This is a genomic window from Actinomyces slackii (genome assembly GCF_900637295.1).
Lineage (GTDB): Bacteria > Actinomycetota > Actinomycetes > Actinomycetales > Actinomycetaceae > Actinomyces > Actinomyces slackii.
The window spans coordinates 2416755-2438068 of the sequence record NZ_LR134363.1 but is presented as its reverse complement, the minus strand read 5'-3'; the positions used below and the strand labels follow the sequence as shown (position 1 = coordinate 2438068).

The 21314-nt window shown below is 71.4% G+C and carries 19 protein-coding genes and 1 pseudogene; 18 read left to right on the top strand and 2 right to left on the bottom strand.

All coding sequences use genetic code 11. The features are described 5' to 3' along the window. Positions 1–13 precede the first annotated feature (13 nt). From EL266_RS09980 to EL266_RS09920, 13 genes and pseudogenes are all read left to right on the top strand, one after another. Positions 14–1276 (top strand): PrsW family intramembrane metalloprotease, encoded by a 1263-nt coding sequence (locus EL266_RS09980; protein ID WP_026427502.1) that lies wholly within the window; start codon positions 14–16, stop codon positions 1274–1276. A 238-nt stretch (positions 1277–1514) separates the two neighbouring features. Further along, positions 1515–2411, top strand: coding sequence for a pyridoxal 5'-phosphate synthase lyase subunit PdxS (gene pdxS, locus EL266_RS09975; protein WP_051281332.1), 897 nt, complete (start codon positions 1515–1517; stop codon positions 2409–2411). Next, a pseudogene (locus EL266_RS13895) lies at positions 2408–2992 on the top strand (NUDIX hydrolase); the annotation flags it as partial. The gene pdxS and the pseudogene EL266_RS13895, both read left to right, overlap by 4 nt. 189 nt (positions 2993–3181) lie before the next feature. Then, positions 3182–3883, top strand: coding sequence for a pyridoxal 5'-phosphate synthase glutaminase subunit PdxT (gene pdxT / locus EL266_RS09965; RefSeq protein ID WP_051281350.1), 702 nt, complete (start codon positions 3182–3184; stop codon positions 3881–3883). A gap of 58 nt (positions 3884–3941) precedes the next feature. Then, positions 3942–4706 (top strand): YebC/PmpR family DNA-binding transcriptional regulator, encoded by a 765-nt coding sequence (locus EL266_RS09960; RefSeq protein WP_026427500.1) that lies wholly within the window; start codon positions 3942–3944, stop codon positions 4704–4706. A 58-nt stretch (positions 4707–4764) separates the two neighbouring features. Next, on the top strand, positions 4765–5379 hold the full coding sequence (ruvC, locus tag EL266_RS09955) for a crossover junction endodeoxyribonuclease RuvC (protein ID WP_084500993.1): 615 nt from the start codon (positions 4765–4767) through the stop codon (positions 5377–5379). Positions 5380–5515: 136 nt separating this feature from the next. Continuing rightward, entirely contained in the window at positions 5516–6127 is a 612-nt protein-coding gene (gene ruvA / locus EL266_RS09950; protein ID WP_026427498.1) for a Holliday junction branch migration protein RuvA, read from the top strand. Beyond that, the gene (gene ruvB, locus EL266_RS09945; RefSeq protein WP_026427497.1) at positions 6120–7160 is read left to right on the top strand and encodes a Holliday junction branch migration DNA helicase RuvB; all 1041 of its coding nucleotides are present in this window, start codon (positions 6120–6122) and stop codon (positions 7158–7160) included. Before ruvA ends, ruvB begins: the two co-directional genes overlap by 8 nt. Positions 7161–7328: 168 nt before the next feature. Next, positions 7329–7736: a preprotein translocase subunit YajC gene (locus EL266_RS09940; protein WP_026427496.1), complete on the top strand. Its 408-nt coding sequence runs from the start codon at positions 7329–7331 to the stop codon at positions 7734–7736. Between the two features lie 95 nt (positions 7737–7831). Then, positions 7832–9931: a protein translocase subunit SecD gene (secD, locus tag EL266_RS09935; protein WP_051281349.1), complete on the top strand. Its 2100-nt coding sequence runs from the start codon at positions 7832–7834 to the stop codon at positions 9929–9931. Next, entirely contained in the window at positions 9928–11028 is a 1101-nt protein-coding gene (secF, locus tag EL266_RS09930; protein WP_026427494.1) for a protein translocase subunit SecF, read from the top strand. The genes secD and secF overlap by 4 nt, the downstream gene beginning before the upstream one ends. Continuing rightward, positions 11028–11603, top strand: a complete 576-nt coding sequence (locus EL266_RS09925) for an adenine phosphoribosyltransferase (RefSeq protein WP_026427493.1) — start codon at positions 11028–11030, stop codon at positions 11601–11603. Before secF ends, EL266_RS09925 begins: the two co-directional genes overlap by 1 nt. Positions 11604–11689: 86 nt before the next feature. Beyond that, positions 11690–14017, top strand: a complete 2328-nt coding sequence (locus EL266_RS09920; protein WP_026427492.1) for a RelA/SpoT family protein — start codon at positions 11690–11692, stop codon at positions 14015–14017. Here EL266_RS09920 and EL266_RS09915 read toward each other — a convergent pair. Further along, positions 14007–14606 (bottom strand): hypothetical protein, encoded by a 600-nt coding sequence (locus tag EL266_RS09915; protein ID WP_026427491.1) that lies wholly within the window; start codon positions 14604–14606, stop codon positions 14007–14009. The genes EL266_RS09920 and EL266_RS09915 overlap by 11 nt on opposite strands. 138 nt (positions 14607–14744) lie before the next feature. Between EL266_RS09915 and EL266_RS09910 the strand changes: the two genes are divergently transcribed. Next, positions 14745–15647 (top strand): MerR family transcriptional regulator, encoded by a 903-nt coding sequence (locus tag EL266_RS09910; protein WP_084500966.1) that lies wholly within the window; start codon positions 14745–14747, stop codon positions 15645–15647. 13 nt (positions 15648–15660) lie between these two features. On the opposite strand, the gene EL266_RS09905 is transcribed toward EL266_RS09910, so the two are convergent. Continuing rightward, positions 15661–17403: a DUF349 domain-containing protein gene (locus EL266_RS09905; RefSeq protein WP_026427490.1), complete on the bottom strand. Its 1743-nt coding sequence runs from the start codon at positions 17401–17403 to the stop codon at positions 15661–15663. 251 nt (positions 17404–17654) lie between these two features. On the opposite strand from EL266_RS09905, the gene EL266_RS09900 reads away from it, so the two are divergent. From EL266_RS09900 to hisS, 4 genes are all read left to right on the top strand, one after another. Then, positions 17655–18233 carry a hypothetical protein gene (locus tag EL266_RS09900; RefSeq protein WP_026427489.1) on the top strand — a complete coding sequence of 193 codons (579 nt, stop codon included), beginning with the start codon at positions 17655–17657 and terminating at the stop codon, positions 18231–18233. A gap of 10 nt (positions 18234–18243) precedes the next feature. Beyond that, positions 18244–18936, top strand: coding sequence for an RES family NAD+ phosphorylase (locus EL266_RS09895; protein ID WP_051281331.1), 693 nt, complete (start codon positions 18244–18246; stop codon positions 18934–18936). A gap of 109 nt (positions 18937–19045) precedes the next feature. Further along, positions 19046–19891, top strand: a complete 846-nt coding sequence (locus EL266_RS09890) for an MBL fold metallo-hydrolase (RefSeq protein WP_026427488.1) — start codon at positions 19046–19048, stop codon at positions 19889–19891. Between the two features lie 27 nt (positions 19892–19918). Further along, positions 19919–21310, top strand: coding sequence for a histidine--tRNA ligase (gene hisS / locus EL266_RS09885; protein WP_026427487.1), 1392 nt, complete (start codon positions 19919–19921; stop codon positions 21308–21310). Positions 21311–21314 lie beyond the last annotated feature (4 nt).

The window sequence follows — 21314 nt, the reverse complement described above, 5'->3', positions numbered from 1 at the left end:
GTGAGAGGGAGTCATGAGCGCACCACCACCCGGAACAGGAGCCTGGGCGCCGCGCCCGGGCTATCGGCGCGCCGAGCTGCCCGTGCTCTCGGGAGCCTCCCGGCGCCCAGAGGGCGCGATGGGGGCGCGGGGGATGGCCCTGCCCGGCCATGCCCCGGCCGGCACCCTGGGACAGGCCCCGGACTGGGGCGCCCCCGGGGCGACCGGGGGCACGTGGCGCGACGTGCTGCGGATCGTCCTGGTCGCCCTGGGCTCCCTGGGGCTGATCGCCATGCTGTGGATCGTCTCGCTGTCCGCCTCCAGCCTGGCTCAGCTGGCCTCGGTCATCCTGCTGGCGATGATCCCCCTGGTCATCGTCCTCGCCGTGGTGCGGTGGATCGACCGCTGGGAGCCCGAGCCCTGGAGCACCCTGACCGTGGCCTTCCTGTGGGGAGCGGGGGTCTCCACCGCCATCTCCCTGGTGGTCAACACCACCACCGTGGGGCTGGTTGCCGGATCCTCGGGCGACCTCGAGGACGCCATGTTCTTCTCCGCGGTGGTCTCCGCCCCCATCATCGAGGAGCTGACCAAGGGCCTGGGAGTCCTCATCATCTTCCTCATCTGGCGCCGGACCTTCAACGGCGCCGTGGATGGGCTCGTCTACGCCTCGGTCGTGGCCGCCGGATTCGCCTTCGCCGAGAACATCTCCTACTTCGTCCAGTACAACGACATGCTGGTCTACGTCTTCATCATCCGCGGAGTCTTCTCCCCCTTCGCCCATGTGAGCTTCACGGCCTGCACCGGTCTGGCCATCGGGCTGTCCGCCCGCAGCCGGTCCAGGGCCGCCTGGGTGTGGTGGACGCCCCTGGGGCTCGTGGGGGCCATCATCCTGCACGCCTTCTGGAACGGCGTGGCCAGCTCCTCCGCGCTGCTCTACCTGCTTGTCGAGGTCCCTCTCTTCCTGGTGTGCATCGGCATGGTCTTCTGGCTGCGATGGGCCGAGCGGATGACGATGCGCACCCGGCTGTCCGACTACGCGCGCGCCGGCTGGTTCTTCCCCACCGAGGTCACCATGCTCACCACGGGCTCGGGGCGGCGACGGGCCAAGCAGTGGGCCGGCTGGCAGGGACCGGCGGTGGCCCAGGCGATGGCTCGCTTCCAGAAGGCCTCCGCGCAACTGGCCCAGCTGCGCCAGCAGGCCGTCGACGGCCACGCCGAGCCTGACTTCGCCCAGCGCGAGAGCCGGCTGCTGGCCGAGATCACCTCCTCCCGCAAGGTCTTCCTCGGCCAGTACTGATCCCGGCCGGCGCCGGGACCAGCCGGCGGCTGGGCGGCTAGCGGGCAGGCGGGTAGTAGCATCGGGGCGGCTCGGGCCGAGCCGCCGCGAGATCACCCTCCGATGCCCCGCCCGTCCCCGGCCTCGCCGGCATTCCGCACTCGCTACACCCGCTATACCCGCTGCACCTGCTGCACCCGCTATACCCGTCACACCCGCACGCCGCCCTTGTGGGGGCGGCCCTGCCCCGAGGATCACGATGAGCACGACGAACGCGACCACCGGCACCCCGACCATCAAGCGCGGCATGGCCGACATGCTCAAGGGGGGCGTCATCATGGATGTGGTCACCCCCGACCAGGCCCGCATCGCCCAGGATGCGGGCGCTGTGGCCGTCATGGCCCTGGAGCGCGTCCCGGCCGATATCCGCTCCCAGGGCGGTGTGGCCCGCATGTCCGATCCCGACCTCATCACCGGCATCATCGAGGCCGTCTCCATCCCGGTCATGGCCAAGGCTCGCATCGGCCATGTCGTCGAGGCCCAGGTCCTCCAGTCCCTGGGCGTGGACTACATCGACGAGTCCGAGGTCCTCACCCCCGCCGACTACGTCCACCACATCGACAAGCAGGCCTTCACCGTGCCCTTCGTCTGCGGGGCCACCAATCTGGGGGAGGCCCTGCGCCGCATCGCCGAGGGGGCGGCGATGATCCGCTCCAAGGGCGAGGCGGGCACCGGGGACGTGTCCAATGCCGTCACCCACATGCGCACCATCCGCGACGAGATCCGCCGGCTCACCTCCCTGCCGGAGGACGAGCTCTACGTGGCTGCCAAGGAGCTCAGCGCCCCCTACGAGCTGGTCGCCGAGGTCGCCCGCACCGGGAGCCTGCCCGTGGTCCTGTTCACCGCCGGGGGCATCGCCACCCCGGCCGACGCCGCCATGATGATGCAGATGGGCGCCGAGGGCGTCTTCGTGGGCTCGGGCATCTTCAAGTCCGGCGACCCGGCCAGGCGCGCCGCCGCCATCGTGCGCGCCACCGCCCAGTTCGATGACCCGGCCGTGATCGCCGAGGTCTCACGGGGGCTGGGCGAGGCGATGGTGGGCATCAGCGTCGAGGACGTGCCCGCGCCCCACCGCCTGGCCGAGCGCGGCTGGTGAGCGCCTCGAGCACCGCCGCCGGGGCAGCCGCGACGCGGGCCGCCGACCTGACTGGGGACCTGACCCGGGACCTGACCCGGGACGGCCGCGACCCGCACCTGGTCCCCGAGGACTGGGCGCTGACCCTCGACCCCCAGGAGTGGCGCCTGGGCCCCGATGGCCTGCCCTCCAGGCGCGCCGCCAGGGTGATCGTCCTGACCGGACAGGACTCCGGTGAGAACCGGGTCCTGCTCCTGACCGGGCATGACACGGCCGATCCGTCCCACAGCTGGATCTTCACCCCCGGCGGCGGCCTGCGGGCTGGGGAGGGGGCGGCCAGCGGCGCGGCGCGCGAGCTGGCCGAGGAGACGGGGCTGCGGATCGAGCCCGGCGATCTGGAGGGCCCCGTCGCCCATCGTGAGGCGCTCCTGCGATTCGCCCGCCTGGTCTGCCGCCAGAGCGAGACCTACTTCCTGCTGCGCCTGAGCACCCCGTACGCCCCCTCCGCCGCGGGATGGACCGCTCTGGAGCGCGATGCCGTGGACAGCGTGCGCTGGTGGAGCCACGACGAGCTGGTCGGGGCGCGCGAGCGGGGCGAGGAGGTCTACCCCCGGGCCCTGCCCGAGGTCATCGAGGCGCTCGGCCGGGGATGGGATGGGGCGGTGATGGACGTGTCCGACCCGGGTGACGCCGTCGAGCCGGAGGCACCGAGCGACCCCCGGGCCCGGCAGGAGCAGCGGCTCGCCGGCCACGGCGCTGCCAGCGCCCCCTCCAGGGTGGATGGCTCGACCCTGAGCGCCCTGAGGCCCCGGGCCCTGTTCCCCGCCGCCTCGAGGCTCGATGCGCGCCCGACCATCGGGGTGCTCGCCCTGCAGGGGGACGTGCGCGAGCACAGCCTGGCCCTGGAGGCCGCCGGAGCCCGGGCGGTGGCCGTGCGCAGCGCCGGGGACCTGGGGGCGCGCCCCGGGGACCGGCTCGACGGGCTCATCCTCCCGGGGGGCGAGTCCACGACCATGAGCACGCTGCTGACCTCCTTCGGGATGCTCGAGCCACTGCGGGCCCTCGTGGCCGAGGGGCTGGCCGTCTATGGCTCCTGCGCGGGCATGATCATGCTGGCCGACCGCGTTCAGGGGGCGGCGCCGGGGCAGTCCTTCCTGGGCGGCATCGGCATGACCGTGCGGCGCAATGCCTTCGGGCGCGAGGTGGACTCCTACGAGGAGGACCTCATCGCCCCCGGGCTCGGCGCGGGACCGGGCGATCCCCTCAGGGCCGTGTTCATCCGCGCCCCCTGGGTCGAGGAGGTCGACGAGGGCGTCGAGGTCCTGGCCACGACCCGCTCGGGCAGGGCCGGCAGTGATGAAGGCTCAGCATCAGGCGGTAGGATCGTGGCGGTTCGTCAGGGACCGCTGCTGGCCACCTCCTTCCACCCCGAGGTCGGGGGCGATCACCGCGTCCATGGCGTCTTCGTCGATATGGTGGCGCACCGGTCCTGAGGCCGCGGCGCCGCACTCGCCCATCCGCCACATCCACTGACACTCCCAAGGAGCATGTATGTCGGGTCACTCCAAGTGGGCCACCACCAAGCACAAGAAGGCCGCCATCGATGCCAAGCGCGGCAAGCTCTTCGCCCGCCTCATCAAGAACATCGAGGTGGCTGCGCGCACCGGCGGCGGTGACCCCACCGGGAACCCGACCCTCTTCGACGCCATCCAGAAGGCCAAGAAGAACTCGGTGCCCGCTGACAACATCACCCGCGCCGTCAAGCGCGGCAGCGGGGAGGAGGCCGGGGGAGCGGACTGGCAGACCATCATGTACGAGGGCTACGGCCCCGGCGGCGTGGCCTTCCTCGTCGAGTGCCTGACCGACAACCGCAACCGCGCCGCCTCCGACGTGCGCGTGGCCTTCTCCCGCAACGGCGGCAGCCTGGCGGATCCCGGCTCGGTGGCGTACAACTTCTCGCGCAAGGGCGTCATCGAGGTCCCCAAGGCCGAGGGCGTCGATGAGGACTCCATCCTCCTGGCGGTCCTGGAGGCCGGCGCCGAGGAGGTCGAGGACATGGGGGAGTCCTTCGAGATCTACTCCGAGCCCGGCGACCTGGTGGCCGTGCGCACCGCTCTGACCGAGGCCGGGATGGACTACGACTCCGCCGAGGTCCAGTTCGTGGCCGGGACCAAGGTGGAGGTCGACGTCGAGGGCGCCCGCAAGGTCTTCCGCCTCATCGATGCCCTGGAGGACTCCGACGACGTCCAGAACGTCTTCACCTCCGTGGACATGTCCCCTGAGGTCGCCGCCGAGTTCCAGGCCCACGAGGACTGAGCGCGCCGTGTCCCCCGCGCCGATCCGCTCCCGCCAGGCCGTCGTCGCCCAGCAGCGAGTGCTCGGGATCGACCCGGGCCTGACCCGGTGCGGCCTGGGCTGCGTGGACATCGATCCCGGCCGCAGGGTGCGCCTGGTGCAGGTCGGCGTGGTGCGCACGCCTCCGGCCCAGAGCCCGGAGCTGCGCCTGCTGACCATCACCGAGGCCATCGAGGACTGGATCGCCCGGCTGGGGCCATCGGTGGTGTCCATCGAGAGGGTCTTCGCCCAGGACAACCTGCGCTCGGTCATCTCAGTGGCCCAGGTCATGGGAGTGGCCATGGCCGCCGGCGCCCGGGCGGGCCTGGAGGTGGCCCAGCACACGCCCAGTGAGGCCAAGGCCGCCGTCACCGGATCGGGGACCGCCGACAAGGCCCAGGTCCAGGCCATGGTCACCCGCATTCTCGGCCTGGACGCTCCCCCTCGGCCCGCCGACGCCGCCGATGCCCTGGCCCAGGCCATCTGTCACGGATGGCGCGGTGGGGGCACGGGCGCCGACGACGCCACCGACATGGTCTCCGCCGGCGGATCGGTGCGGGCCTCGGCGCGCACCCCCGCCCAGCGACAGTGGGCCGCGGCCCAGGCCGCGGCCCGCCGCACCGGCGCCGTCGACCCCCGGCGCATCCGGCGCTGAGACCTGCTCTGGCCCGCTCTGGCCCGCTCTGGTCCGCCCAGACCCAACGGGGCCGCGCGCCTGGGCGCACCGAGCACAGGCGCCTGCTAGGCTCCGAACATCTGTTCGACCCCGTGTTCTCAGGAGATCCCCAGGCATGATCGCTTCACTGCGCGGCACCGTGCTGGACCTGTCCCTCACCGGCGCGGTGATCGAGACCGGCGGCGTGGGCATGAGCCTGCAGGCCACGCCCGCCACGCTCTCGGGCCTGAGAGTCGGCCAGGAGGCCCTGGTCCACACCGAGCTGGTGGTGCGCGAGGACTCCATGACCCTCTACGGCTTCGCCGAGGCCGACGAGCGGGACTGCTTCCGCGTCCTCATGAGCGCCAGGGGGGTGGGGGCCAAGCTCGCCCTGGCGATCCTCGCCGTCCACACCCCCGACGCGCTTCGCCGCGCCATCGCCGACCAGGACGTGGCCGCCCTCAAGCGCGTTCCCGGCCTGGGGCCCAAGGGCGCCCAGCGCATCATCATCGACATCGGCGACAAGCTGGGCGCCGTCGTGGGGGATCCCATCGCCGTGGCCCAGGGCGCCGCGCCAGCGGTGGCCGGTGATCCCGACCCCGATGTCATGGCGGCGCTGACCCAGCTGGGCTGGAACGAGTCCGCGGCCCGCCAGGCGGTCCTGGCGGTTCAGGATGATCACCCGGCGGACACCGCCGAGCTGCTGCGCGCCTGCCTGCGCTGGCTGGGAGGCGGCCGCCATGGCTGACATGGCTGACATGGGAGACCAGCGCATGGTCGATGGCGGCGCCCAGGACTCCGAGCGCGCCGCCGAGGCCGCCCTGCGCCCCAAGCGCCTGGAGGACTTCATCGGCCAGGAGGTCGTGCGCGGCCAGCTCTCGGTGGTGCTGCGCTCGGCCCGGGCCCGCGGTGTGACCGCCGACCATGTGCTGCTCTCGGGCCCTCCCGGCCTGGGGAAGACCACCCTGGCCATGATCATCGCCGCGGAGGTCGAGGGCTCGCTGCGCCTGACCAGTGGCCCGGCCATCCAGCACGCCGGGGACCTGGCCGCCATCCTGTCCTCCCTGGAGGAGGGCGACGTGCTCTTCATCGATGAGATCCACCGCCTGGCCCGAACCGCTGAGGAGATGCTCTACCTGGCCATGGAGGACTACCGGGTGGACATCGTGGTGGGCAAGGGCCCGGGGGCCACGTCCATCCCCCTGTCCCTGCCCCCCTTCACGGTGGTGGGGGCCACCACTCGCGCCGGCCTCCTTCCCGCCCCCCTGCGCGATCGCTTCGGCTTCACCGGTCATCTGGACTTCTACGGGCCCGGTGAGCTGACCCGGATCCTGCGCCGCAGCGCGGGCCTGCTGGGCGTGGACCTGGAGGGTGAGGCGGCGAGCGAGCTCGCCCGCCGCTCGCGGGGCACGCCGCGCATCGCCAACCGGCTGCTGCGCCGCGTCCAGGACTGGGCCGAGGTCCACGGCAGCCCCGGGCGCCTGGACTTAGAGGCGGCCCGCGGCGCGCTGGAGGTCTTCGAGGTCGACCCCCTGGGACTGGATCGGCTGGACCGCCAGGTGCTCCATGCGCTGTGCACGCGCTTTGGGGGAGGGCCCGTAGGACTGACCACCCTCGCGGTCAGCGTGGGCGAGGAGCCCGAGACGGTCGAGACCGTGGCCGAGCCCTATCTGGTGCGCGAGGGACTCATGGTGAGAACTCCCCGGGGCCGGGCCGCCACGGTCGCGGCCTACGAGCATCTGGGACTCCAGGCGCCGGCTGAGGGAGTCCTGTTCACCTGAGGGCCTGCGCCGGGCGGGTCCCGGCCAGGTGCGGGCCGTCGAGACCATCTTGTGCCCGATTCCTCGTGCATATCGCTTGTGCTCTTGACTCGGTGGCCTAGACTCGCCCCCGTCGGTTTGCGCCATCCTGGCCCTGACATCACCCCGATGCGAAACGGAGACGCCATCATGGAACTGTTCGCAATGCTCGCACTCATGCTGGGCGTCTTCTGGATCATGTCCTTCTTCGCCCGGCGCCAGCAGTCGAGGATGGCCGAGGCTCAGGCCCAGAGGATCGAGGAGGCCCTGGTCCCCGGCGCCTGGGTGCGCACCACCTCCGGCTTCTACGGAACCGTCGTCGAGGTCGATGGGGATGTGGTGACCCTCGCCACTCCGCTGGGCGATGAGACCCTGTGGGCCAAGCGCGCCATCAGTGGCGCTGAGGAGCCGCCCTTCGCCTCGGCGCAGGACGAGGAGGGCTCATCCGACTCCGATGCCATCGATGAGGTCGACGGCGTTGAGGACGGCGAGGACGAGACTCCCGGGCAGGAGCCCGCCAAGGAGTCGGACCAGCCCTCGGACGAGAACCGGCCCTGAGCCCCGGCATCACAGCCGCGCAGGCTCCCACACCTCCAGGAAGGGACCACGTGTCCACCACACCGCAGCGAAAGCGCTCGGGGCAGCGCCTCCTGATGCTTCTCATCCTCATCGCCCTGGGCTTCGGGGCCCTGGTCGCGGGATCGGTCACCGGGCGCGCCTCGATGACCCCGGGCCTGGCCCTCGACCTCGAGGGCGGCACCCAGATCATCCTGACCCCCACCACCTCCGACGGCTCAACAATCACCGACGCCGACGTGGACCAGGCCATCGACGTCATCCGCCAGCGCGTGGACGCCTCCGGCGTGGCCGAGGCCCAGATCTCCAGGCAGGGCGGGCAGAACATCGTGGTCTCACTGCCGGGCAAGCCCAGCCAGGAGACCCTGGACCTCGTGCGCACCTCGGCGGTCATGTACTTCCGGCCCGTTCTGCGCGTCATCGAGGCCAGCGCGCCGATGATCGCCCAGGCCCAGGCCTCGCAGGCGGGCCAGCAGACCGCGCCCGCGCCGTCGGCCAGCCCCGATGCCGTGGTTCCGGACGGTGCCGCCACCGCCGAGCCCGGCGTGAGCACCGTCGCCCCTGAGGAGACCGAGGTCGAGCCCGCGGCCACCCAGCCCGCCCCCGATCCCGCCGCCGAGCCCACGGAGCCGGCGGCGCCCCAGGAGGAGCAGCCCACGGAGCAGCCCACCGAGGCGCCCGCGGAGCAGGCCAGCCCCGAGGCGCCGACCGAGCCCATGACGGCCGAGCAGATCGCCACCCAGGCCGCCGACGTCAACGGCGATGGCACCATCTCGACCGACCCGCTGCCGGCGACCTCCCAGGACAACTCCTCGGACCACTGGATGACTGAGAAGCTCATCTACGACGCCTACATGACCAACTGCACCGACCCCGCCAACCTCACCGGCCAGACCCAGGACCCCAAGAAGGCGGTCATCTCCTGCGCCAAGGAGGGGGCGCCGGGCGCCTACATCCTCGGCCCGGCCGAGATCACCGGGACCGAGCTGGACAACGCGGCCTCCGGCCTGGAGACCACCAGCCAGGGCGGGACCACCAATCGCTGGGTGGTCTCCCTGGAGTTCGACTCGGCCGGAACCAAGAAGTTCTCCAGCCTCTCCGGGCGCCTCATCGGCTTCCGCGACTCCTCCGGGGCCGCCGCGATGGGCGGGGCCGCCTCCCCGGATGCGGCCAAGGCCCAGTTCGCCATCGTCCTGGACGGCCTGACGATCATGGCCTCCGGCTTCAATCCGGAGGTCACCACGGCCATCACCGACGGTCGCGTGCAGATCAGCGGCGACTTCACCCAGAACCAGGCCAACACCCTGGCCAATCAGCTCTCCTTCGGCTCGCTGCCGCTGAGCTTCACCGTGCAGTCCGAGCAGCAGATCTCCGCCACCCTGGGAACCGAGCAGCTGCGCAACGGGCTGATCGCCGGGCTCATCGGCTTCGGACTCATCATCATCTACCTGGCCTGGCAGTACCGGGGCCTGTCGATCGTCGCCGTGCTCTCCCTGATCATCGCCGCCGCAATCACCTACCTGGCCATCACGGCGCTGAGCTGGGGGATGGGCTATCGCCTGTCGCTGGCCGGAGTGGCCGGCCTGATCATCGCCATCGGCATCACCGTGGACTCCTTCATCATCTACTTCGAGAGGATCCGTGATGAGGTCCGCCAGGGCCGGGTCCTGGCCACCGCCATCGATGAGGGCTGGAAGCACGCCCGGCGCACCATCATCGTCTCCGACATCGTCAACCTCGTGGCCGCCGTGGTCCTCTACTTCCTGGCCGTGGGCGGGGTCCAGGGCTTCGCCTTCACCCTGGGGGTCACCACCCTGGTGGACCTGGCCGTCGTGGTCATGTTCACCCACCCGTTCATGGTCTGGCTCGTGCGCTTCCGCTTCTTCGGCGAGGGCCACCGCCTCTCCGGCCTGGATCCCGAGCACCTGGGCTCGACCTCGGCGTCCACATACGGTCGGCGCCGTGAGGCCATGGCCGGGGAGATCGTCTCCTCGCTGGCCCGCCGCAAGGTCGAGGCGCGCCGCGCCGCCTCATCGGCGGATGACGGCCCGGATGAGGACCCCCTGGAGGCCGACCGGGACGAGGCGCCCACGACCACCGATTCCGATGGGGCTGAGGAATCCGATGATGCCGCCGACGCCCTGACCTCCTCAGGAAAGGACGGTGAGCGGGCGTGATCTCCCTGTCGAGCCTCGGAAACGACCTCTACTCCGGTCGGACATCCTTCCCGATCGTGGCCAAGCGGAGGATCTGGTACACGATCGCCGTGCTCATCATCGCCGGCTCGGCCCTCCTGCTGGGAACAGTCGGGCTCAACCCCGGCATCGACTTCAAGGGGGGCTCGGAGATCACCATCACCGGCATCTCCTCACCCGCCGTCGAGCCGGCCAATGACGTGCTCAGGGATGCCGGGCTGAGCTCGGGCTCCTCGGTGAGCACCATGGGCTCGTCCTCCGTGCGCGTCCAGACCAATGAGCTGGCCAAGGCCGAGCTCGACAGCCTGTCGGCCCAGCTGGCCAAGGCCTACAAGGTCGACGCCGGGGCCGTCACCGCCACCACGGTGGGACCGACCTGGTCCTCCGACGTCACCACCAAGGCCGCCCGCGGCCTGGCGCTGTTCTTCGTGCTGGTGGGACTGCTCATCTGGTTCTACTTCCGCACCTGGAAGATGGCGGTGGCCGCCATGGCCGCCCTCGTCCACGACATCGTCGTCACGGTGGGCATCTACGCCGCCACCGGCTTCGAGGTCACCCCGGCCACGGTCATCGGGGTGCTGACCATCCTGGGCTACTCCCTCTACGACACCGTCGTGATCTTCGACAAGGTCCGGGAGAACACCGCAGGCTTCGAGGCCCAGACCCGCTCGACCTACGGCGAGCTGGCCAACCTCGCGGTCAACCAGACCCTCATCCGCTCCCTGAACACCTCGGTGGTCGGGGTGCTCCCGGTGGCCTCCCTGCTGGTGGTCGGGGCCTTCATCCTGGGCGCGGGCACCCTGCGCGACATCGCCCTGACCCTGTTCATCGGCATGATCGCGGGAACCCTGTCCTCGGTCCTCCTGGCCGCGCCACTGCTGGTGGACCTGCGCTCCCGTGAGACGGTGGTCATCGAGCAGGCCGCCAAGGTGGAGGCTGCGCGCCAGGACCGCATCGCCCAGGCCGGCGACGATCAGGAGGCCCTGGAGGCCATCAGCGCCGCTCCCGCGGCCTCCCCCCTCATCCCCGGCCATCACCTGGGCGTCAGCGCCCAGCCCAAGAGGAAGAAGAGGCGCTGATGACCGCCGCATCATCACCTGCCCGCGAGGGCTCTGCCCTCCCCGCGATCCCCCAGGAGCTGACCGGGCTCGTGCTGGAGCATCTGCGCGAGATCCCGGACTTTCCCGAGCCCGGTGTCCTGTTTCGCGACATCACGCCCCTGCTCGCCGACGGGCCGGCCTTCTCCCGGCTCGTCGAGGGCCTTGCCGACCACTACCGCGGACGCGTGGACGCGGTGGCCGGCCTGGAGTCACGGGGCTTCATCCTTGCCGCGCCCCTGGCCGTCGCGCTGGGCACCGGCATGCTGACCGTGCGCAAGGGCGGCAAGCTGCCCGGACCGGTCATCGGGGCGGACTACGCCTTGGAGTACGGCACCGCCCGCATGGAGCTGCGCCCGGAGAGCGTGGAGCCCGGATCGCGGGTGCTGGTCATCGACGATGTCCTGGCCACCGGGGGGACGGCCGCGGCCTCCATCAGCCTCCTCGAGCAGGCCGGGGCGCGGGTCGACGACGTGTGCATGCTCCTGGAGCTGGCCGCTCTGGGGGGCAGGGCCCAGCTGGCCGGCCGACGGCTCGCCTCCGTCGTCGTCTTCTAGCGGGCCGGCGGCCTGACCGGCCAGGGCTCCACTGCGCTGAGGGCCTGGAAGAGGCGGCACGGTCCATAGGCGGATATGATGCCGCAATGACGGAGACCAGAAGCGCCACGGACACGACCGGGGACAGCATCGTCCCCGGCTCGCGCGTGCGCAGTCGGCTGGCCTGGTTCGGCTCCCGGGGCCACTCCACGCCGGCGGCCATCGAGCCTCTTCTGAGGGCGGTGAGGGCCAATCACCCCAAGGCCGACACGAGCCTGATCGTGCGCGCCTATGAGGTGGCGCAGAAGGCCCATGACGGGCAGCGGCGCAAGTCCGGCGAGCCCTACATCACCCACCCCGTCGCGGTGGCCACGATCCTCGCCGAACTGGGGATGACGCCCCAGACCCTGGCCGCTGCCGTGCTGCATGACACCGTCGAGGACACCGACTACAGCCTGGAGCGGCTGCGAGCGGACTTCGGCGATGAGATCGCCCTGCTGGTCGACGGCGTGACCAAGCTGGACAAGCTCCAGTACGGGGACGCGGCCCAGGCCGAGACCGTCCGCAAGATGATCATCGCCATGTCCAAGGACATCCGGGTCCTGGTCATCAAGCTGGGGGATCGCCTGCACAACGCCCGCACCTGGAAGTACGTCTCCGCGGGGAGCGCCGCCCGCAAGGCCAAGGAGACCCTGGAGATCTACGCGCCCCTGGCTCACCGCCTGGGCATGAACACGATCAAGTGGGAGCTGGAGGACCGCTCCTTCCGCGCCCTGTATCCCGGGGTCTACGAGGAGATCGAGCGCATGGTGGCCGACCGGGCCCCGGCCCGGGAGGAGTACCTGCGCCAGGTCCGCCTGCAGATCGAGGAGGATCTGCGGGTCAACAAGATCAAGGGCGTGGTCACCGGCAGGCCCAAGCACTACTACTCGATCTACCAGAAGATGATCGTGCGGGGCAAGGACTTCGACGACATCTACGACCTGGTGGCCGTGCGCGTCATCGTGGACTCCATCCAGGACTGCTACGCCGTTCTGGGCTCCCTGCACTCGCGCTGGACCCCGATGAGCGGGCGCTTCAAGGACTACATCGCCGTTCCCAAGTTCAACCTCTACCAGTCCCTGCACACCACCGTGGTGGGCCCCGGCGGCAATCCCGTGGAGATCCAGATCCGCACCCATGAGATGCACCGCATGGCCGAGTACGGGGTGGCTGCCCACTGGAAGTACAAGGAGGACCCCAACGCCTCTGGACCCAGCCCCTTGGGCGGGGGCAAGGAGGGGGACGGCTCCGAGATGGGCTGGCTGCGCCAGCTGCTGGACTGGCAGAAGGAGACCCAGGACCCTGCGGAGTTCCTCGACGCCCTGCGCTACGAGATGGCCGGCACCCAGGTCTACGTCTTCACCCCCAAGGGCGATGTGCGCTCCCTGCCCTCGGGGGCGACACCGGTGGACTTCGCCTATGCGGTGCACACCGAGGTCGGTCACCGCACGGTGGGGGCCCGCGTCAACGGGCGCCTGGTCCCCCTGGACACCCGCCTGGAGAACGGCGACACCGTCGAGGTCTTCACCTCCAAGGCCGCCAATGCCGGCCCCTCCCGGGACTGGCTGAGCTTCGTGGGCTCCACGCGCGCCCGCAACAAGATCCGCTCCTGGTTCTCCAAGGAGCGCCGCGAGGAGGCCATCGAGGAGGGCAAGGGAGCCATCGCGCGCGCAATGCGCAAGAAGGACCTCCCCATCCAGCGCCTCATGAGCCATGACTCCCTCATGGATGTGGCCAAGACCCTCGACAAGGGCGATATTGACGGGCTCTACGCCGCAGTGGGGGAGGGGCATGTCTCCGCCCAGCACGTGGTCGACACCCTCGTGTCCGCCATGGGCGGGGAGGACGGCGCCGAGGAGACCCTGGCCGAGGGCATCCTGCCCACGCGCGCGACCAGCCAGCGCCGGCACCGCACCACCGATTCCGGCGTGGTGGTGGCCGGCATGGACGCGGGGGACGTCTACGTCAAGCTCGCGCGCTGCTGCACCCCCATGCCCGGGGATCCCATCATGGGCTTCATCACCCGTGGCTCAGGAATCTCGGTGCACCGGGCGGACTGCCAGAACGTCGCCCAGCTCCAGCGCGAGCCTGAGCGCCTGGTGGGGGTCGCCTGGGCGGAGCGCGCCCAATCGGCCTACCTGGTCCAGGTCGAGGTCGAGGCCCTGGACCGCGGTGGTCTCCTGGTGGACATCACCCGGGCTCTGGCCGAGGGGCATGTCAATCTCATCAGCGCCAACATCAGCACCAGCAGGGACCGGGTGGTCAAGGGCCGCTTCGTCGTCGAGCTCGCCGAGGCCGGGCACCTGGACCACACCCTGGCGGCGCTGCGGCGAATCGACGGGATCTTCGAGGCACGGCGATCCCTGTCCTCCGCACGACCGGTCAAGGGCTGAGAACGGCGGGCAGCTGCTCGATGATCCGCTCGGCGCGGGGCCGCCCGACGGCGGCTGCTCCCCGGCAGTGGGACAGGGCGAGGAGGAGCTCGATCCGACTGACCCCGGCGGTTCTGGCGGCCAGGAGGGCCCGGACGGCCTGAGCCGGTGGCGCGGTACGGGCGATGTCGACGGCGGCGCGGGCCAGGCTCGCGCAGGCGCGGCCCCCGATGGTCACCAGGTCGGCGTGGGGCAGAACCGTGCGGTGCAGGGTATGACGGCGCCAGCGCCCCCGGTCGCGGTCGGCCACCCCGATGACGAGCTGGTGGGGCGGGATGCCACCGGTGTGGACCCACAGGGCGGTCGAGGCGAGCAGGGCGCCTCTGGCGGGCAGCTCGGGCTCGAGAGCCGCCACCCGCCCCTCGGGGCTGGAGAGCAGATCGAGAGGGTAGGGGCGTCCCAGCACCGTGGCGAAGAGCCGCTTATCGAGATCCGCGCAGCGCAGAAGACGGGCCTCCTCCTCATCCACGGCGGCAAGGATCGGCGAGCTCGGGCGGGGGGCCAGATGCGCCAGTGCGGCGTGGCCGGGAACCGTGATGATGCGGGCCATGACTCATCCTGGGGCCCTCGCCCCGGTTCTCGCCACCGCAGACGTGCCCTGTGGATAACTCGCTGCCAGGGGCGTGGCGCCCCTTGACCCTCACGCGACGTCAGGCATGAGGCTGCTCGGGTGAGAGATGCTCTGATCATGACTGACACGACTGGCCCTGGCAGTGGGATGACCGTGGGGGCGCTCGCCTCTCTGATGGGCCTGAGCGTGCGCACCCTGCACTACTGGGACGAGATCGGGCTGGTCGTCCCCTCACGGCGCAGCCGGGCGGGCTACCGCCTCTACTCCGAGGAGGATGCCCAGCGGGTCCAGCAGGTCCTGGTCTACCGGCAGACGGGCCTGAGCCTGGCGGAGATCGGGCGGGTGCTCGCCGAGCCGGGCAGCGACGCCGCGGCCCATCTTGCGCGCCAGCGCGAGCTGCTGGAGGAGCGGATCTGCCGGATGCAGGCGATGGTGCGAGCCATCGACACCATGATGGGCAGGCGGGCCATGGGTCAATCGCTGAGCGCCGCCGAGCAGGCCGAGATCTGGGATTCCGACTGGGGGCCGTCCTACGCCCAGGAGGCCGAGGAGCGGTGGGGCGGCACTCAGGATTGGGCCGAGGCCGCCCGCCGCCAGGCCCGCATGTCCAAGCCGGACTGGATCCGGGCCCATGAGGAGACCGAGGACCTGGAGGCCGACCTGGCCCAGGCCTTCGTCCAGGGTGTGGAGCCGGGCAGCCGGCGCGCCAACGAACTGGCCGAGCATCATCGCGCCGATCTCAACCGATGGTTCGAGGTCTCAGTGGCCAAGCAGGTGCTCATCGCCCGCAGATACACCTCCGACGAGCGCTTCGCCCGGCACTACGACCGGCGCGCCGTGGGCCTGGCCGCCTGGCTCAGAGCAGTCGTCGAGGTCGGCGCCAGGGCCCAGGGCGTGGACCCCGCCGCTGCGCGGTGGGACTCAGGCGCCTCGGTGGGCGGCCCCAGCGGCGATGGTGCCCGCGCTGACCACGGCGATGGGCCGCTGCCTCCCTCTGCGGGGAGACAGCGGCCCATCTGAGCAGTCCGCGGCCTCAGGCCTTGGCGGAGCGCCGCACCTGGTCCAGCCAGGCGCGGCGGGCGGTCAGCGCTGCCTCTGCCTCGGCGATCTTCTTGGCATCGCCCGCGGCCTGGGCCTTGGCCAGGTCGGCCTCCAGGCTGGCGATGGCATCCTCCAGCTGGCCGGCCAGGCCCTCGGCGCGAGCCTTGGTCTCCGGGTCGGAGCGGCGCCACTCGGCGTTCTCAGCCTCGCGCACGGCATCCTCGACGGCGCGCATGCGCCCCTCGATGCGCCGCAGGGCCGAGCGCGGCACACGGCCGGCCTCGTCCCAGGCGTCCTGGATGGGGCGCAGCGCCTTCTTGGCGGCCTTGACATCCTTGATCGGCAGCAGTGCCTCGGCCTTGGCCACGAGGGCCTCCTTGACCTTGAGGTTCTCGGCGAACTCGGCGTCGGCGGCCTCGTCCTTGGCCCGGCGCGCGTCGAAGAAGACCTGCTGGGCGGCGCGGAAGCGGGCCCACAGCGCGTCGTCCTCCTTGCGCGAGGCCCGCCCGGCCTTCTTCCACTCGGTCATGAGGTCGCGGTACTTCGCCGAGGTGCCCGCCCAGTCCGTGGAGTGCTGGAGCTCCTCAGCGCGCTTGATCAGCGCCTCCTTGGCCTCCTTGACCTTGGACTGCTTGGCGTCCAACTCGCTGAAGAACTGCCGGCGGTGCCGGTCAAAGGTGGTACGCGCGTGGGAGAAGCGCTTCCACAGCCCGTCCTCGGAGGCCTTGTCCAGGCGGGGCCCGCGGCGCTGAGCCTGCTTCCAGGTCTCCAGCAGCTCGCGCAGCTCGGCGCCCGAGCTCTTCCACTGGGTGCGGGCCGGGTCCTGGGCGGCGATGGCCTCAGCGCGCTCCACGATGGCGGTGCGCTCCTTGAAGGCCTGCTCCTTGGCGGCGGCGCGCTCGGCGGCGACGGCGGCCCGACGCTCGGCGGCCACGGCCTTCAAGGCGTTGAAGCGGGCGCGCAGGCCCTCCAGATCGCCCACGGCAGCGGGCTCGGCCAGCGACTCCTCAACGGACTTCAGCGTTGAGTCGATCTCCCGGACGCTGAGCTGGGGCAGGCGAGTGGCGAACAGATCCACCGTGGCCTTGAGGTCGAGGTAGCGGCGCACGTAGAAGGCCATCGCCTCGGCCACGGGGGCGTCGGGGAACTGGCCCACCTCGCGCTCCGCGCCACCATCCTGCACATAGACCCGACCCTCGCCGTCCACGCGGCCCCACTTGGCGGCATCCATGGCCTCCTGGGGGTCCACCGGTGCCTGCGCAGGGGCTGCGGGAGCACCGCCCTGACCGTCAGCCTCGGCGGCCGGAGCATCCTGGACCGGAGCATCCTGGACCGGAGCATCCTCGGCGGCAGGATCGGCGTCGTCCTGGGCCGAAGCGGCCTGAGCCTCCTCGGCGGCCGGTGCGGCGTCCTCGGTCGGAGCGTCCTCGGCGGCCGGTGCAGCGTCCTGGGCCTGGTCGGCCTCGGCGGACTCGACCGGTTCTGTGGTCTCAGGGACCTCAAGGGCCGGCTCGGCCTCCTCGGCGGCGTCAGCGGGATCAGCCGAGGGGGCCTGCGGGGCGGGGGCGTCGAGATCGACGCCCGCATCGGTCCCGGTCTGAGTCCCGGCCTCGGTGCTGGTGGCCGAGGGCTCGACACTGCTCTCGGCCGGGTCGGCGGTGGCGGACTCCTCCGCCTCGGGGGTGGACGTGGCAGCGGCCGTCAGCTCGGTGTCGCGCTGGTTCTGCTCGGTCACGGGGTGCTCCTTCGAATAGTGACGGGGTGAGGGAGGATCTGATCCCTGTTCCGTTCGCGCCCGGCCTCCTCAGCCGGATGGCGGTCCACTGGGCCGGTAGGCGCCAGTGCGCCGAGCCTACCCGCAACCCCGCATAAGTCCGAGTCCTGCTTGCCATCGGCTGCCATGGCGCATGAATGCGCAACACGGTAGAATCAGTTGCGTCCATTCGGCGGCCTCCAGTGCCGAGATCCGCGGGAGAGGAGAACCGGATGACTCTGACCATCGCCGATGTCTACGCCGAGCAGGGCCTCGACTACGACGAGGAGGCCTACGCCCGCCAGCTCCAGGCCATGCTGCGCCAGGCGCCGCGCGCCATGGCGGTGGGGGAGAGCATGCTGGCCGACCTCCTGGAGCACGGTGGCCTGAGCGAGCCCGAACGCCTGCGGTCATGGTCCACCCAGGACGCCGCCCGCCTGGCCACTGGCCATGCCGAGATGATTATCAACCGGACCCTGGAGCTCACCCTGTCCGCCGCGCAGGCGGCCGAGGAGCTCGGCATCAGCCCCTCCAGGCTCTCCCATCGCGCCGCCTCGACGCCGCTTGCCTCCACCATGGTGGGGGGCCGCAAGCGCTACTGGCGCTGGCAGTTCGCCTCCGGGCACGCGCTTCCCCGCCTGGGGGAGGTGGTCTCACGAATCCCGCAGGAGCTGGCCGGTATCGATGTCGCCGTCATCATGACCTCCCCGGAGGAGTCGCTGGGAGGCCGCAGCCCAGTGGACCATCTCCTGCTCGGGGAGGGGATCGAGCCGGTCGTCGCACTGCTCGACGCCGCGGCCCGGGCGGCCTGAGCAGCCCGACATGCCAGCCTCGCCCATGTCCTGGGATGCCCCGAAGAACCCCGTCTCCCCGCCGGTGCCGCTGAGGATCGGCCCTGAGGACATCCGGTCCTACCAAGGACTGCTGTGGCGCATCCATCGCACGGCGGGGGAACACCCGTCGGCCTGGAACTCCTTCCGCTCCTTCGGGCCGCTGCCCACCATGAGATGGGACCCCCACCCTCAGCCCCTCGGCGAGCACCCCGGCAGCGCAGTGCTCTACGCGGCCACGGACCTGCGGACCGCGGCAGCCGAGGTCTTCCAGGCTCAGCGCCGGATCGATCCGATGAGCGCAGGCGTATGCGCCACCACCTTCGTGCCCGCTCGCCCGCTCCGGCTCCTCGCCCTTCTCGCCACGGACTCGCCCTGGCTGCTGCGCCACGGCGCCAGCCACTCGCTCATGGCGGCCCCGCGGTCGACCTGTCGCGCCTGGGCCCGGCAGATCGCGCGTGCCGAGCCCGCTGACGGCATGGGCCCCCTGGACGGGCTCTGGGTCGAGTCGACGATGACGGGGCGCCCCATGGTCGTTCTCTTCGCCTCGGCGCTCCCCGCCCTTCCCGATGCCCCGCGATCCAGCGCGCCCCTGGCCGCCCCCGTCATGATGGCGGCCCTGGCGGATATCAGCGACTCCCTGGGCTGGGAGCTCGCCTGGCCCGTGCCGCCCATCGGCGCCTGACCGCCCCGTGAGAGCCCCTTCGCTGCGAGCCGGCCACCGGCGCTCATGCCGCCGGATGGCCCAGGCGGTGATGCGCGGGGCGCCGGGAGCCCGCGGCTAGGCTGGCACCATGATCCTGGAGCGCACGATCGCACCCGTCTTCGCCGCCAACTGCTACGTGCTGGCGCCCGGGCCCGGCAGCCCCGCCCTCGTCGTCGACCCGGGGGCCGGCGCCGCGGCCGGAGCCCTGGCCCTGATGCGCGGTCACGGCCTGACCCTGGGGGCCATCCTCCTGACCCACGGCCACGCCGACCACGTCTGGGACACTCACAGGCTCATTGAGGCCGCCTCGGCGGCAGGGATGCTGACCGGCCAGGACCCGGCTGACCCCGCCGAGGCCGCAGGCCGCGTGCCCGTCCACATCCCCGAGCCCGACCTCTACCGCCTGGAGGATCCCGATGCCACGACGGGCGTGCGCGCCCAGGGCATGGGATTCGCCGACCTGGCCGGCAGCCCCTGGGCGCGCCCCAGCGGCATCCGGCCCTTCCCCGGCCATGGCTTCAGCCGCGCCGTCGAGCTCGTCCCGGGCATCGGGATCCAGGCGGTCCCCGCCCCGGGCCACTCCGAGGGCTCCAGCGTCTTCTTCCTCAACGCCCGCCTGGGCGCCAACGATCTGCTCATCGAGGCCGAGGTCCCCGAGCTCATCGAGGCCGACCCCTCAGCGGCCGACCAGGAGCGGGATCACCTCATCGCCCTGAGCGGCGATGTCATCTTCAAGGGCTCGGTGGGCCGCACCGACCTTCCCGGAGGCGACCAGGTTCAGATGCTGGGCACCCTGCGACTCCTGGCCTCAGCCATCGACCCGGCCACCGTCCTGCTGCCCGGTCACGGCGCTGCCACCACCATGGCCCACGAGCACCGCGCCAACCCCTACCTGGCCGAGGCCAAGGTCCGCGGGGGAGACCTCAAGGCCTGATCCCGCCCGGGCACCGGCCATGACACAATGCCGCCCATGGCAGCAGCACAGGCACGAGCAGCGATGTCCTCACTCTCCGGCTTCCCCGAGTGGCTCCCGGCGGGCCGGATCATCGAGCAGGCCTTCATCGACGCCCTGCGCACCACCTTCGAGCTGCACGGCTTCGCCGGTATCGAGACCCGCGCCGTCGAGCCGCTGAGCCAGCTCACCTCCAAGGGCGAGACCTCCAAGGAGGTCTACCTGCTCTCGCGCCTGCAGGCCGAGCCCGGTGAGCTCGAGGCCGATCCCGCCAAGCAGCTGGGGCTGCACTTCGACCTGACCGTGCCCTTCGCCCGCTACGTGGCCGACAACGCCGGCCTCCTGACCTTCCCCTTCAAGCGATACCAGATCCAGAAGGTCTGGCGCGGCGAGCGCCCCCAGGAGGGCCGCTTCCGCGAGTTCATCCAGGCCGACATCGACATCGTGGGCGACGGCGCGCTGCCCCTGCACAACGACGCCGAGATCCCCCTGATCATGCACGAGGCGCTGGCCGGTCTGCCCATCCCGCCGGTGACCATCCACGTGTCGAATCGGAAGGTCGCCCAGGGGTTCTACCAGTCCATCGGCATTCAGGACGCCGATCTCATCGAGGTCCTGCGCGTGGTGGACAAGCTCGACAAGATCGGCCCGCGGGCCGTGGCCGCCGAGCTCACCGAGACGGTGGGGGCCACCGCCGAGCAGGCCGAGCGGGCCCTGGCCCTGGCCACCATCACCGGAGCCGAGCCCGAGCAGGTGCGCGGCGCCGTCCTGGAGGCCCTCCAAGGAGCCCAGCCCTCGGAGCTTCTGGACCAGGGCCTGGACGAGCTCACCACCCTCCTGGCCACCGCCGCCCGACGGCGCCCCGGGGCCCTGATCGCCGACCTGAAGATCGCCCGGGGGCTGGACTACTACACCGGTTCCGTCTACGAGTCCTTCATGGCCGGTCATGAGGACCTGGGCTCGGTGTGCTCGGGGGGCCGCTACGACTCCCTGGTCACCAATGGCAAGCGCTCCTTCCCCGGGGTGGGGATCTCCATCGGCGTCTCGCGCCTGCTGGCCCGTGTCATCGGGCAGGGGCTGGTGTCGGTGACCCGGCCCGTTGCCACCTGCGTGCTCGTGGCGGTCAGCGATGAGGAGCACCGCGCCGTCTCCGAGGCCGTGTCCCAGGCGCTTCGCGCCCGGGGGATCAGCGCCGATGTGGTGCCCAGCGCGGCCAAGTTCGGCAAGCAGATCCGCTTCGCGGACAAGCGCTCCATCCCCTTCGTCTGGTTCCCGGGGGCCGACGGCGAGGCGGACTCGGTCAAGGACATCCGCTCCGGGGAGCAGGTGGAGGCCGACGCCGCCTCCTGGGCGCCCCCGCAGGAGGACCTGGTGCCCCGCGTCATCGCAGGCCAGGGCTGAGTCG